Origin of the sequence: Nevskia soli DSM 19509 (assembly GCF_000711955.1) — a bacterium.
Classification (GTDB): domain Bacteria; phylum Pseudomonadota; class Gammaproteobacteria; order Nevskiales; family Nevskiaceae; genus Nevskia; species Nevskia soli.
The window spans coordinates 56,555-70,136 of sequence record NZ_JONR01000023.1 but is presented as its reverse complement, the minus strand read 5'-3'; the positions used below and the strand labels follow the sequence as shown (position 1 = coordinate 70,136).

Below are 13,582 nucleotides of genomic sequence, written 5' to 3'. Positions count from 1 at the left end.
CCGACTCGTAACGCTAGGATCCCCGTGCTGCGCACAGGGCCCCTCCACGCTACTCGCGGAGCTACCGGCATGAGCACAGTCCTGACTATCGCGCGCGTCGAAGCACGCCGCATCTTCGTCTCACCGCTGGCCTGGGCGGTGCTGTTCGTGTTGCAGCTGATCCTCGGCTTCATCTTCGCCACCATGCTGTTCGGCTACGCGCAGAACGCGCAGGTCGCCGACCAGTACCAGGGCGTGGCGGACTACATCGGCGGCGGCCTGTTCGGCTTCGCCACGGTGCTGCTGCTGCTGGTGATGCCGCTGATGACCATGCGGCTGTTCGCCGAGGAGCGCAAGAACGGCAGCATCACCCTGCTGTTCTCGGCGCCGGCCTCGCTGATCGAGATCGTGCTGGGCAAGTTCCTCGGCCTGGTGGTGTTCATGCTGGCGACGCTGCTGCTGCTGGCGATCATGCCGCTGACCCTGCTCTCCGGCACGCACCTGGACCTGGGCTTCATCGCCGCCGGCCTGCTCGGCCTGTTTCTGATGATGCTGGCCTTCGGCTCGGCCGGCCTGTTCGTATCGACGCTGACGCGCGAGCCGACCATCGCCGCGGTGTTGAGCTTCGGCCTGCTGCTGCTGGTGTGGCTGATCCAGATCGTGGCCAACCAGCAGATCCCGTTCGCGCCGGTGTTCGGCTACCTGTCCCTGATCGGGCATTTCGAGAGCCTCCGCAGGGGCATTTTCAATACGGCGGACGTCGTCTATTACCTGCTGTTCACCGTGTTCTTCCTGTGGCTGGCCGTGCTGCGGCTGGATATCGAGCGCAACTGAAGCGGATCGCCCGGCGGCCGGCAATGCCGGCCGCCGGATGCTCAACGCACTGATCAAAGCCCTATGAATCCCAAGAATTCCAAACTGCTGCAACAACTGCTCAATGGCCTGCTGATCGCCGTGGTCATCGGCCTGCTCGGCTTCCTCTCCGTCCGCTACAAGCTGGAGGCGGACTGGACCGCGGGCGGCCGCAACACGCTGACGCCCGCCAGCCAGAAACTGCTGGCGCAGATGAAGGAGCCGATCAAGTTCACCGGCTTCCTCTATCCGGACTCGGAGATGCGCCGCGACATCGATATGTGGATCAACCGCTACAAGCGGGTGAAGCCCGATATCGAGATCGAGTTCGTCGATCCGTCGAAGGATCCGGTCAAGGTCAAGGACTACAAGATCGACCAGCCGGGCGAGGTGGTGGTCGAGTACCAGGGCCGCCGCGAGTCGCTGCGCGTGCTGTCCGAATCCACCGTCACCGGCGCGCTGCAGCGCCTGATGGATTCGGGCGAGCACTACGTGGTGTTCCTCGAAGGCCACGGCGAGCGCACGCTGAATCCGAGCAGCAGTGAAGAGGAAGGCGCCTCGCAGAACGGCTACGTGCAGCTGGCGCAGGCCCTGCGCGAGAAGGGCCTCAAGGTGCAAGGCCTGAACCTGGTGAAGACCCCCAAGGTGCCGGACAACACTTCGGTGCTGGTGGTGGCGAGCCCGACGCAGAAGCTGCTCGACGGCGAGATCAGGATCATCGACGAGTACGTCAAGGAAGGCGGCAACCTGCTGTGGCTGAACGATCCGGCGCAGCCCCCCGGCCTGGAAGCCGTGGGCAAGACGCTGGGCATCACCTGGGAGAATGGCTTCGCCGTGTTCCCGGACTACAAGGAGCTGGGCTCCGGCAGCCCGGCGGTCTACCTCGCCACCGACTACCCGCCGAACCCGGTGACGCGCGATTTCGTCGATGTCACCGCCTTCCCGCTGGTGCGCCCGCTGACCTTCGACCAGGACGCCGACCGCGCCGCCGGCTGGGACGTGCTGCCGCTGCTGCAGACCAGCGACCGCTCCTGGCTGGAAACCGGCCCGATGCAGGGCCCGATCACCTTCGACGACAAGGCCGGCGACAAGATCGGCCCGCTGACCATCGGCCTGACGATGTCGCGTCCAGCGCCGCAATCCACTGCGCCGGACGCCAAGGCCAAGCCGGACGCAGACAAGCCCGGCGCGCGCGTGCAGCGCGTGGCGGTGGTGGGCGATTCCGATTTCCTCGCCGACGCCAACCTGGGCCAGCTCGGCAACAAGCAGCTGGGCCTGAACCTGATCCAGTGGCTGGCCTCGCGCGACGCCCTGCTCAACATCGACGTGCCCAAGGCGCCGGACACCTCGCTCTACCTGCCGGGCTGGACCACCTGGCTGGTGGCCGTCGGCTACACCCTGGTGCTGCCGGTGCTGCTGCTCGGCTACGGCATCACGCGCTGGGTGCGGCGGCGCCGCAAGTGATTCCATCGGCATGATCCTGCGGAGACCCAAGTGAAGCAGTTGCGACTCAACCTGATCCTGATGGCCATCGTGGTGGCCCTGGTCGGCGCGCTGTACTTCGGCAAGAAGAAGGAAGCGCCGAAAGGCCTGCCGCTGACCGCGCTGAAAGCCGAGGCCATCGACAAGCTGACGCTGCACCATCCCAACGCCGCGGACATCGTGCTGGAGAAGAAAGGCCGCCAGTGGGCGCTGACCGCGCCGGTGCAGGTGGCCGCCGATCCCTACGAGCTGAATTCCCTGCTCGGCGTGGCCACGGCGGAAGCCAAGACCAGCATCGATCCGAAGGACGTGAAGAAGCTGTCCGACCTCGGCCTCGATCCGCCCGGGTTCAGCCTGACGCTCAACGACGTCGAGGTGGACTTCGGCGGCACCGAGCCGCTCAACTATCGGCGCTATGTGGAAACCGGCGGCAAGATCGGCCTGATCGACGATCCGCCCGCCTCGGCGCTGGATGCCGACTACTCGGACCTCGTGGCCAAGACCCTGCTGCCGGAAGGCGCGCAGATCGCCGCCATCGCCGTGCCCGGTCTCAAGGTGGCCCGCACCGCCGACGGCAAGGCCTGGACCACGGACCCGGCCGACGCCAAGGCCGGCAGCGACGAATTGCAGAAGTTCGTCGACACCTGGACCTCGGCGCGCGCGCTGTGGAACGCCGCCACCCCGGCCGACGCCAAGCCGGCCGCGAATCCGCAGACCGCTTTGATCACGCTCAAGGACGGCACGGTTCTCACGTTCAACATCGCCGGCCGCGATCCGCAGCTGGTGCTGGAGCGCGCCGACCTCAAGGTGCAGTACGACCTGGCCAAGGGCGACGCCGACAAGCTGCTGAAGCTGCCGGAACCGCCGCCGCCACCGGCCACGCCGCAGACGGTGCCGGCGCCCGACAAGAAGGTCGAAGCGGTGCCGCCGGTTCCAGCGCCGGCACCCGCCAAATCGTGATTCCGAAACCCGCCGCAAGGCGGGTTTCTTTTTGAGTCACAGCACCGAAACCGGCCGCTGGCACAAAAGCCCCTCTCCCCTCGGGAGAGGGGTTGGGGTGAGGGACGCAGCATCGACGAAGTAGGCGCGTTATTCCTATGCGCCCCTCACCCGCGCCTCGCGGCGCGGCCTCTCCTCCCGAGAAGGGGACTCCCTTCGGTCGCGGAGGGAGAGGCAAACAGGTCGCCGATTTGCGCCGCCGTCCGAATCGGCGAAACTGCATACATGCCCGAACTCCCCGAAGTCGAAACCATCCGCCGCGGCGTCGAGCCGCATGTCGTCGGCCACACCATCCGCGAAGTCACCGTGCGCGACTCGCGCCTGCGCTGGCCCATCCCCGCGGAATTCGCCGACTTCGCCCGCGGCAAGAAAATCCACGGCGTATCAAGACGCGGCAAGTACCTGATCTTCGATCTCGGCGGCGACCGCCTGATCGTGCACCTCGGCATGACTGGCCGGCTCCTGGTGCTCGAGCCCGGCACGCCGCTGAAGAAGCACGATCACGTCGACCTGCTGCTCTCCGGCAAGGTCTTGTTGCGCTTCAACGATCCGCGAAGATTCGGCGCCGTGCTGCCGTGGCCGGCGGCGGACATGCATCACGTGCTGCTCGCCGAGATGGGACCGGAGCCCTTCTCGGATGAATTCTCCGGCGACTACCTGTTCGAGCGCTCGCGCGGACGCAGTGCCGCCGTGAAGCTGTTCATCATGGATGGACGCATCGTGGTCGGCGTCGGCAACATCTACGCCTCCGAGGCGCTGTTCCATGCCGGCATCCGGCCCAAGACTCCGGCCGGCAAGGTCACGCGGGCGCAATACGGCAAGCTGGCCAAGGCGATACTCGATGTGCTGCGTGTCGCCATCGAGCATGGCGGGACCACGCTGCGGGATTTTCGCGGCAGCGATGGGTCCAACGGGTACTTCAAGCAGGAGCTGCGGGTTTATGACCGCGAGGGATTGCCTTGCTATGTTTGCAAGACGCCGATCAAGCGCTTGGTGTTGGGGCAGCGGTCGAGTTTTTATTGCCCGACCTGTCAGCGATGATCCGCTTCGTCCCGAGCCGGGCGTTGTAAATTTAATATTCCTTACTATAATGTAAGGAATATTCGGAGATCGGATCATGGCCACCGCAACACTGACCAGCAAAGGGCAGATCACCATCCCTGCCTCAGTTCGGGATGCATTGCATATCGATGCCGGCGATCGCGTCGAGTTCGTCGAAGTGGGGCCGGGCAGGTACGAATTCATCGCGGCGACGCGTCCGGTAACTGCGCTCAAGGGCATGTTCGGAAAGTCCAGAAAAGCGGTGTCGATCGAAGACATGAATGCGGCGATCAGCGCCCGCGGAGCATCCGCGCGGTGATCGGCCTGGATACGAATGTCCTGGTGCGCTACATCATGCAGGACGATGCGAAGCAATCGCTTCTGGCATCAAAGCTTATCGAATCGCTGACCGTGGACGCACCTGGCTTTATCGCTCTTGTTTCAATAGTGGAATTGATTTGGGTCATGGAGTCCTGCTACGCGATAGAGCGTGCTCAACTTGGCGATGCCCTGGAAGGTCTTCTCCGTACCAAGGAATTCGTAGTGGAACGCGCTGAAACGATCTGGAAAGCCGTTCGCATTTTCCGGGATGGCCCGGCTGATTTCGCCGATTGCCTGATCGAGCGTTGTGCTGCCGCCGCGGGATGCGAGCATACGATGACGTTTGACCGTGGTGCTGCAAAGACTTGCGGCATGACCTTGATTCATTGATTGGAAGTGTCGTGTCGGGATTCAATCCGTATCCGCGAAGAATTCAAGGTGGGGTTCGCGTCGGTTCGTAGGATGTGCTGGGCGAAGCGCATCAATCGCGGTTTTGCCCCTCACTTCGAAACCTTGGCGTATGTGCCGGCGCGGTCAATGCCGCGCGCGCAAGCGCGAACATAAAAGTTTCGATCAGAGCGCCGGCGCCGACATCAACGTAGCAAAGAACCGCACCGCCGCCGCATAGTCCTCCACCGAAATCCGCTCATTGCTCCCATGAATCCGCGCAAGATCTTCCGGCCTCAACCGCATCGGCCCAAACCGATAAATGTTCTGCGCGATATCGACGTAATGCCGCGAATCGGTCAAAGCCAATACCAACCCCGGCGCAACAACGACGTCGGGATAGGTGGAATGGATAGCGCCAGCCAGCGTGCGATAGCCCGGACTCCCACTATCCGATACCGGCGTAGGCTCGGTCGAGCCCGCCACCAGCTCGATGCTCACCCGCGGATCATCCACCGCCTTGACGAACCGCTGCCGCACGGCCGCCACGGTATCCCCCGGCAGGATCCGCACATTGATCTCCGCCCGCGCCTGCTGCGGCACGATATTGTCCTTCTCCCCCGAGCGGAACACGGTCGGCGACACCACGGTCTGCAGCATCGCCCGCGTCGCCGGTTGCGATTTGAAGATGGCCTGCACCAGCGGCTTGCTCAGCCATAGATTGCTCAAGGCCACCCGCATCGCCGGCGGCGTCTCCGGCGCGATGCCGGCCAGCATCTGCCGCACCGGCTCCGGCATGGTCAGCTGCGGTTTGGACGCATCGATGCGCGCCACGGCGCGCGACACCAGCACCAGGGGATTGAGATCCACCGGCACGGAGGAATGGCCGCCGGGTCCGCTGGCGCTCAGGGCGAAGGTGGCGTAGCCCTTCTGTCCGATGCCGATCAGCGCCGCCGGTTTCTTCAGGCCCGCGATGAAGCCGTCGGTGATGCTGAGGCCTTCGTCGAGCACGTAGTCCAGCTTTACGCCCTGCTGGCGCAGATGTTCCGCGATATGCGCCGCCCCCTGTTCACCGCCGATTTCCTCGTCGCCGCCGAAGGCGAAGTAAAGCGTCTGGCGAGGCTGCAGGCCCTGGGCCAGCATGGCTTCCGCCGCTTCCAGGATCGACAAGGCCACCAGCTTGTCGTCGAGTGTGCCGCGTCCCCAGATGTAGCCATCGGCGATATCGCCGGAGAACGGCGGATGCTGCCAGCCGGCTTCGGTGCCCGGCTCCACCGGCACCACATCCAGGTGCGCGGCGAGCAGGACCGGCAAGGCCTGCGCGTCGCGGCCCGGCCATTTCAGCAGCAGGCCCAGGCCGGGAAATTCCTCCTGCTGGAGTTTCGAGAAGACCAGGGGATAGCTGCTGCGCAGGAAGGCGATGAGCTGGGGCAATTGCGAATCGGGTTGAGCCTTGGGATCTTCCCAGGAGATGGTGCTGAAGCGCACGGCGGCGGCCAGCCGTTCGGCCACGGCCTGCTTGTCGACGGGTAGCTGGCTCAGCGGGACCACAGCAACGCTGACCCGCGGCGTCAGCGCGGTGTGCGCCACCGCGATGACGACAAGCGTACCGATCAGGATGACTACGAACAGCAGTGCGCGCTTCAGCACTTCGCGGATTCCTCTATTGAGATGCCTGTCAGATCCTTCTGCGCTCAGGATGACATGATCCTGGATTGGAGCGCTTTTACGCGCCCCAATCCATCATCGCACCCACTGCGGGAAATAGCCCAGCGTGTCCTGCAGCGCCGCATCGTGCGCCGGCATCACCACCAGGCCCGGGTGCTGGAGCATCAGCTTGTGCAGCAGCTCGATGGCGTGCTGCGTGCCTTCACGATCATTGTCGGCGATGAGGCTGGCGAGGAAGGACTTGGGACTCGAGTCCTTCAAGGCCTCGGCCGACCATACGGTGTCACCGCAGAACAGGTACTGCTTGCCGGAAGCGAGCGTCAGCAGCAGGCCGACGGCGCCGGGCGTGTGGCCGGGCAAGGGCAGCAGCACGGCGCTGCCGTCGCCGAACAGATCCAGGCTGCGGGGGAAGCCGAAGTAGGGTTTGTCTTCCAGCGCGTAGGTGTGCCACTGGATCGACGGCGGGCCGACCTGGGAGGGGAAAGAACCTGGGAAGCCGGGATGCCGGCGATCCCAGTTGCGCTCCTCGGCGGTGATCCACACCTCGGCCTCGGGGAAATCCACCAGGCCGCTGGCATGGTCCCAGTGGCTGTGGCTGAGGATGATGCGCGGCACGGCGATGCCGGCCTGATCGAGCTGGGTGCGGGCGGGATTCACCGGCGGCTCGTAATAGAACGAGGGCTTGGCCCACCAGGGCATGTCCTGCCGGTACTGCGCCGCGATGTCCTTGCCCAAGCCGCTGTCGAACAGGAAGCTGCCGCGCGGATGCTGCACCAGCACGGCGACGTGGTTGATCTCCAGCTTCTGGAAGAAGCTGCCGCCCGAATAGACCATGCCGGCCTGCGCATGGGTGTGACCGGTCTTGATCAGGGAGAAGGCGACGCCGGCGGATGGGGCCGGCGTTGCCGGTGACGCGGGTGTATCGGCGAGAGCGCCGCCGATGGTGCAGGACAGCAGCAGGCCCAGCAGCGGGTGCAGGTACTTGTTCATGCGGCACTCCCGGAAAGGTTGAGCAGAAGAGGCAGGCCGCTCCTGACCCGGCGCAGCGGCGCGCAATCGCGCTGGGCGCGCGACAGCAGCATGGCGCCCTCGATCAGGACCAGCAGGTGTTCGGCGAGGAAAGCGGCGTTGGGAACCTTGAGCGCGCCCAGCCAGGCTTCGAGCCCCTGCTGCCATAACGCGTAGGCCCCGGCGCAGGCGGCCTGGATGGCATCGTCGAGCGCGGCCTGTTCCAGGGTGACAGTGGCGATCGGGCAGCCTTTCTGGAAAGCGGAGGATTCGAACTCGGCGATGAAATGGTCGATCACGGCGCTCAGCCCGAGCAGCGCGCTGGGCTGGGCCATGGACAGGGCGGCCAGCTGCTGCGCGGTGGCGGCGGCGGAATGGCGGATGGCCGCCACCGCGAGATCGACCTTGCCGCCGGGAAAGTAGTGGTAGAGCGAGCCCTTGGGGGCCGCGCTCTCGCTCACGATCTGGTTCAGGCCGGTGTTGTGGTAGCCCTGGGTTTGCAGCAGGCGGGCGGTGGTTTCGATCAGGCGGGTGCGGGCTGCGGGTTCCATGGACTTCAACTCGATCTGTATTATAACGACTGGTCTATATAATCATGAACACAAGGATTCGGTCAAGGCGCGGTGTTTTCATGCATGGGGCTCCAGCGCCCCCGGATCCGGAAGCGCGTAGCGCTATCCAGGCTCGGCTGCCAGGGCTTCGAAATCAGCCGCATAACCGAGCAGCCGCTTGCACAGGTGCTCGCGCTGGGCCGCGTCCAGGGTGGCGGAGAGATCGGCCAGCAGTTGCAGCCAGCGCCGGCGTTCCACGGATTCCAGCGACTGCGGATCGTCCGCCGGGTGCGGGCCGAGGAAATATTCGCGCATGCGCTGTTCGAAGCCGGGCTGCGCCCGGGTGCCCAGCACCGCGGCATAGTGGTCCAGGGAGTTGAGCCGTCCCCGCGTCAGTTCCGGCGTGGCGAGCTGCACCTGCGCGGCCCACTGCTCGACCAGTTCACGTTGCCGGGCATTGGGCCGGCCGATCCAGTCGCGCAGGCTGTCGTCCATCCGTTCAACGAGGCGTGCCCGGCGTTCCGGCTCGCTGCGGTTCAGGGATTTGCGCGAGCGGCGCTCGATTTCCGCACCGATGCGCCGGATCATGTCCGCCACCTGCGCATCGCTGAGCAGCACATGGGCCCGGGCGTAGTCGGGCAGCGCGTGTTCCACCAAGCGGTCCCAGTCGTTACGGATCTTCACGCTGACGGTTTCGAGCTGCTCGCGGCTGAGCGGCCCCGTCTGCGCCGCGGCGGCCAGCTGCCGCAGGTCGGTGGCGTACGACGGCAATTGCGTATGCCGGTGCCAGATCCACAGCTGCTGCAACTCGGTGTCCAGGTACTGCCGCTGCTGCGCATCGAGATCGACGTATTTCGAAACCTGCCAGCGCAGCAGGGTGTCGAGGTGATCGTAGGCCAGCCGCGTGGTGCTGCACGCGGCGAGCAGCGGCAGCAGGCAACAGCAGGCCAGGAGTTTCAGCAAACGCAGCACATTCTTGCTTCCCTGCGAATGTACCGACAGCCTAAAGCAAAAAAAGGCCTCCGGCTGGCATTGCGCCGGCCGGAGGCCTGGTACTTCAGTTCACGGACCGTGCAGCGTCCGCGATATGGCGGCTACTTGTTGCGGCCGGCCTCGATCTCGTTGACGATGCGGTCCGCGCCGTAGACCTTGCGCAGGGCCTCGACGATGGCGCCGCTGTGCACGGCCACGGTGCGGTTGACGCGCTCGTCGAACCAGTAGGCGCCGCCGAGGGATTCGATGTTGCCGTCGAACACCAGGCCGACGATCTCGCCCTTGCGGTTGATCATCGGGCTGCCGGAATTGCCGCCGATGATGTCGTTGCTGGTGACGAAGTCGAAGCGCTGCGCGCCGTTGAGCTGGTCCTTGGCCTTGATCCAGGAGTCCGGCAGCTTGAACGGATCGAAGCCGGTGGCGCGGTCGAAGGCGCCGGCGATTTCGGTGAAGGGCTTCACCGGCACGCCTTTCTCGTTCCAGCCTTTGACCACGCCGTCGGACAGGCGCAGGGTGAAGGTGGCATCGGGATAGACGCTGGTGCCGTACTTCTCGAAGCGCGCCTGGGCCAGCAGTTCAGCGTTCTTCTTTTCCACCGCTTCCACTTCATCCTCGTAACGCTTGCGCAGGGCGCGCGCTTCCGGATCGACCTGCCTGGCCAGCAGGATGAAGGGATCGGTGGAGGCGTCGATTGCAGCCTGGCCGCCATCCCACAGCGCCTTGCGCACCGCCGGATCACCCAGTTTGGTGGTCTCGACCAGGCGCTTGGCCATCAGCTCTGGCGCTTCCTTGCCCAGCACCTGGCGCACGGTGGCGTCGTCGGCGCCGAGCCATTCACGCAGCTTGGTCAGCGACCAGCCGAGCTCGACCTGCTCGAACGCGGGATAGATCGGCGCATCGGAGAACAGCTCCTGCGTCAGCGTCGGCAGCGCACCGTCGGTGAACTCGTGCAGGCGCTCCGAATTGGGCTTGCCGCGTTCGGCAGCGCCGCGCACCAGGTCACGGGCAAAGCCGAAATAATCCGACTGGAAGCCGCGCTGGCCTTCGATGAATTTCCAGCGCATCTCGAACTCGCGGTAATTGGCCTGCACCGCAGCGATCTCGTCCCAGGCCTTGCCGTACTTGGCCTTGCGCGCCGGGCTGCCGTTGACGAAGGCGCGCAGCTCGCTTTCCTGCTTGCGCTTGTAGTTGAACACTTCCGGATCGAGCAGCGCCTGCTCCTGGCCCTTCAGCGCCTTGATGCTGTTCTCAAGATAAAAACGGTCGGCTTCGCTGGTGCGCGCCGACTCCGGACTTTCCGAGGCAAACTGGTTGAGCATGCCGCGTTCTTCCGCGGCATACATCAGGCGCGACGGCAGGTCGACATCGCGGCGACGCTCGAGCTGGGCAATGGTCAGCTGGCGCTGGGTGGAACCGGGGTGGCCCAGCACCATGGTCAGCTCGTTTTCCTCGGCGCCGTTCTTGGAGAACGGGAAGTAGTCGGCGACCTTGGCCGGCTTGCCGTCCTCGTAGGCGCGCAGGATGCCCATGTCGAGGTCATAGCGCGGGAAGTTGAAGTTGTCCGGGTCGCCGCCGAAGAAGGCGATCGATTCGTCCGGCGCGAACACCAGGCGCGCGTCCTGGAAGCGGTGGTACTTGTACACGTCGTAGACGCCGCCGTGGTACAGCTCGACCACGTCGCAGCGGGTGCGCTCCTTGTCGGCGCCGACACACTCGGCCTCGATCTTCGACTGCTCGGCTTTCTGCGCCTTGCTGAAGGCGGCGCCCTGCAGGCCGCTGGTGGCCTTCTTGACGCGGGCGGTGACGTCGCTGATTTCATCGAGGCGGTTCAACTCGATGGTCGGGCACAGCACCTCGTCCTTCTGCTCCTTCGCGTAGAAGCCATCGGCGACGAAATTCTTCTTGGCGGTGGAGAGCTGCTGCACGCACTCGCGCACGCAGTGGTGATTGGTCAGCACCAGGCCGTCCGGCGAGACGAAGGACCCGGAACAGCCGCCGGCCAGTCGCAGGGAGGAGCGCTGCGCATGCTGCACCCAGGCCGCGTCCGGCGTGAAGCCGTAGCGCGCCTGCAGATCCTTGGCCGGCAGCTTGTCCAGGGTCCACATGCCTTCGGCGGCATGGGCGGCGGCGAGCGGCAGCAGGGCCGCGACAACGGCAAGTCCGGGCCGGCGCAGACGCCGACCCCACGGTTCAACGGTGCGAGTCATGGATATTCCCGGATGTTGGCGGCCACTCGGGTGGCCTGTGGGGTCCAGTATAAAAGCCTTGGCCCCCCCTGCCGCAAACCCGCGCCGGTCCGCGTCGATCCGGCCGCCCTGGCCCCCGGCGCCGGGCCCAGGGTTCGGCTTTGGCAAGCCCCGTGCTAGCATCTTGGAACGCCGCACTCCTTATTTGGTGCAAGGCGGTTTTTTTCCCGGCCTGATCCGGGCCATTTCCAATGGAGCACGCCGGACCATGTCTTCCGTACACACGCTGCACCGCATCGATGCCACCGAACGCGGGGGTCCGCGCGACCTGCGCCGCACCGGTCTGCATCCGGATCACTGGTACCCGCTGGCCCGCGCCCGCGACCTCAAGCCGGGCAAGACCCTGGGCGTGACCTTCGGCGGCGAGCCGATCGTGCTGGTGCGGCCGCTCGAAGGCCAGGGCGACGTGTTCGCGCTGGAAGACCGCTGCGCGCACCGCCAGGTGCCGCTGCACCTGGGCGTGGTGAAAGGCGACCGCCTGCTGTGCAGCTACCACTGCTGGGCCTACAACCGCAGCGGCAAGTGCATCAACGTGCCCTACCTCGACGAAAAGCAGACCCTGCCCAACGGCGTGCGCAGCTACGCCGCCCGCGAGCAGTACGGCTTCATCTTCGTCTTCACCGGCAACCAGGCCCTGGCCGAGACCACGCCGTTCCCGGACCTGCCGACCTATTCCAACCCGGCCTACAAGCACCGCCTGCTGGACCGCACCATCAACTGCCACTACTCGTTCATGCACGAGAACCTGATGGACATGAACCATCAGTTCCTGCACCGCAGCCTGATGGGCAGCATCCGCCCGACCCTGCTCGACGTGCGCGAGGGCGACGACTGGCTGGAAGCCGACTACACCTTCTCGCGCGCCGCCGGCAAGCAGCCGCTGGGCGAGCGCTTCATGATCGGCCGCGGCAAGCACGACGTGGCGAAGGACGGCCACGACCTGATGACCATCCGCACCGGCTATCCCTACCAGACGCTGAAGTTCTGGACCGCGGGCTCCGGCACCGACCAGCCGGCGCTGGACCTGTGGAACGCCTACATGCCGACCGACGTCGACCAGCGCGCCAACCAGACCTACGGCCTGATCATGATCCGCAAGCCGGGCATCCCCGGCATGATCCACCTGCTGTGGCCCTTCATCCACTGGTTCACCGAGGGCATCTTCGGCCAGGACCGCGAGATCGTCGAAGCCGAGCAGCGCGCCTACGACCAGCAGGGCGCCGACCGCAACCAGGAAATCTTCCCCGCCATCCAGCGCCTGAAGGACCTGCTCACCCGCCGCGGCGTGCCGCTGCCGCCCAGGCAGGGCTGAGGCGGCGCCGAACGCTCCGGCCGGGCCGGGGTTCCGCCGTGCGCCGCACGCTGTCGCGCAGCCTGTTCATCGCCATCATGGTGGGCGGGCTTGGCTATGTCGCCGCGACCTCGAACACCCTGCCCAGCCTGGTGGCTTCGCATTTCGCGGCCAGCGGCGAAGCCAATGGTTTCATGTCGCGCGTCAACTACGTGGCCTTCATGCTGATCTTCGTCACCGGCTTCCCCTCGCTGGTGGTGACCGTGATGAGCAGCGTCTACCGCAACTCGCGCGAACGCATGAACCTGCCCAACGGGGACTACTGGCTGGCACCGCCGAGGCTGGACGCGACCGTCGAATTCCTGGTGGCCCACGCGCAGTGGCTGGGCGCCCTGCTGGTGGTGTTCATCTGCCTGGTGCACCGGCTGGTGCTGCAGGCCAACGCCTATTTCCCGGCACAGCTGCCCGGCTCGATCCTGACCACGGCTATCGTGCCGCTGGCGGCAATGATCGCGCTATGGGTTGCCGTGTTGATGTGGCGGCTGCGGCGCCCCCCGGCAAAGCCGTAAAGCCGCTTCAGCCGGGCTTGATGGTCCGCAAGGCCAGCTTCCTCTTCTCGTAGCAGTCGCGGCAGTAGGAACGGGTCTTGTCCCGCTTCGCGGCGAGCATGGCGATGGGCCGGTGCCGGTGGCAGGAAGCGCACCAGAATTCAGGCTTGGGAGGAGTCGTTGCGGTCAATGGTCTACGCCGTGGCAGGCGATATC

At 65.5% G+C, this 13,582-nt stretch carries 13 protein-coding genes; 8 read left to right on the top strand and 5 right to left on the bottom strand.

Translation table 11 applies throughout. From position 1 onward, the window contains the following. Nucleotides 1–69: 69 nt before the first annotated feature. The 6 genes from BP26_RS0113215 (at nt 70) to BP26_RS0113190 (ending at nt 5,064) form a co-directional block, all read left to right on the top strand. Nucleotides 70–813, top strand: a complete 744-nt coding sequence (locus BP26_RS0113215; protein ID WP_029921058.1) for an ABC transporter permease — start codon at nt 70–72, stop codon at nt 811–813. A 63-nt stretch (nt 814–876) separates the two neighbouring features. Next, a complete protein-coding gene (locus BP26_RS0113210; RefSeq protein ID WP_029921057.1) occupies nt 877–2,295 on the top strand; it encodes a GldG family protein in 1,419 nt (472 codons plus the stop codon). A gap of 30 nt (nt 2,296–2,325) precedes the next feature. Next, nucleotides 2,326–3,273 (top strand): DUF4340 domain-containing protein, encoded by a 948-nt coding sequence (locus tag BP26_RS0113205; RefSeq protein ID WP_029921056.1) that lies wholly within the window; start codon nt 2,326–2,328, stop codon nt 3,271–3,273. A gap of 264 nt (nt 3,274–3,537) precedes the next feature. After that, the gene (gene mutM, locus BP26_RS0113200) at nt 3,538–4,353 is read left to right on the top strand and encodes a bifunctional DNA-formamidopyrimidine glycosylase/DNA-(apurinic or apyrimidinic site) lyase (protein WP_029921055.1); all 816 of its coding nucleotides are present in this window, start codon (nt 3,538–3,540) and stop codon (nt 4,351–4,353) included. 76 nt (nt 4,354–4,429) lie between these two features. After that, nucleotides 4,430–4,672 carry an AbrB/MazE/SpoVT family DNA-binding domain-containing protein gene (locus tag BP26_RS0113195; protein ID WP_029921054.1) on the top strand — a complete coding sequence of 81 codons (243 nt, stop codon included), beginning with the start codon at nt 4,430–4,432 and terminating at the stop codon, nt 4,670–4,672. Next, the gene (locus tag BP26_RS0113190; protein ID WP_029921053.1) at nt 4,669–5,064 is read left to right on the top strand and encodes a type II toxin-antitoxin system VapC family toxin; all 396 of its coding nucleotides are present in this window, start codon (nt 4,669–4,671) and stop codon (nt 5,062–5,064) included. The genes BP26_RS0113195 and BP26_RS0113190 overlap by 4 nt, the downstream gene beginning before the upstream one ends. Before the next feature lie 183 nt (nt 5,065–5,247). Here BP26_RS0113190 and BP26_RS0113185 read toward each other — a convergent pair whose 3' ends face one another. The 5 genes from BP26_RS0113185 to BP26_RS0113165 form a co-directional block, all read right to left on the bottom strand. Next, nucleotides 5,248–6,711: a M20 family peptidase gene (locus tag BP26_RS0113185; RefSeq protein ID WP_029921052.1), complete on the bottom strand. Its 1,464-nt coding sequence runs from the start codon at nt 6,709–6,711 to the stop codon at nt 5,248–5,250. Nucleotides 6,712–6,804: 93 nt separating this feature from the next. Continuing rightward, nucleotides 6,805–7,719 (bottom strand): MBL fold metallo-hydrolase, encoded by a 915-nt coding sequence (locus BP26_RS0113180; RefSeq protein WP_051748938.1) that lies wholly within the window; start codon nt 7,717–7,719, stop codon nt 6,805–6,807. Then, on the bottom strand, nt 7,716–8,288 hold the full coding sequence (locus tag BP26_RS0113175; RefSeq protein ID WP_029921050.1) for a TetR/AcrR family transcriptional regulator: 573 nt from the start codon (nt 8,286–8,288) through the stop codon (nt 7,716–7,718). The genes BP26_RS0113180 and BP26_RS0113175 overlap by 4 nt, the downstream gene beginning before the upstream one ends. A gap of 123 nt (nt 8,289–8,411) precedes the next feature. After that, nucleotides 8,412–9,260: a DUF6279 family lipoprotein gene (locus tag BP26_RS0113170; protein ID WP_029921049.1), complete on the bottom strand. Its 849-nt coding sequence runs from the start codon at nt 9,258–9,260 to the stop codon at nt 8,412–8,414. 122 nt (nt 9,261–9,382) lie between these two features. Then, complete coding sequence (locus BP26_RS0113165; RefSeq protein WP_051748936.1) at nt 9,383–11,488, bottom strand: S46 family peptidase; 2,106 nt, start codon at nt 11,486–11,488, stop codon at nt 9,383–9,385. A gap of 247 nt (nt 11,489–11,735) precedes the next feature. On the opposite strand from BP26_RS0113165, the gene BP26_RS0113160 reads away from it, so the two are divergent. Continuing rightward, on the top strand, nt 11,736–12,839 hold the full coding sequence (locus BP26_RS0113160) for a Rieske 2Fe-2S domain-containing protein (RefSeq protein ID WP_051748942.1): 1,104 nt from the start codon (nt 11,736–11,738) through the stop codon (nt 12,837–12,839). A gap of 38 nt (nt 12,840–12,877) precedes the next feature. Further along, the gene (locus BP26_RS0113155; protein WP_029921046.1) at nt 12,878–13,387 is read left to right on the top strand and encodes a DUF1648 domain-containing protein; all 510 of its coding nucleotides are present in this window, start codon (nt 12,878–12,880) and stop codon (nt 13,385–13,387) included. Nucleotides 13,388–13,582 lie beyond the last annotated feature (195 nt).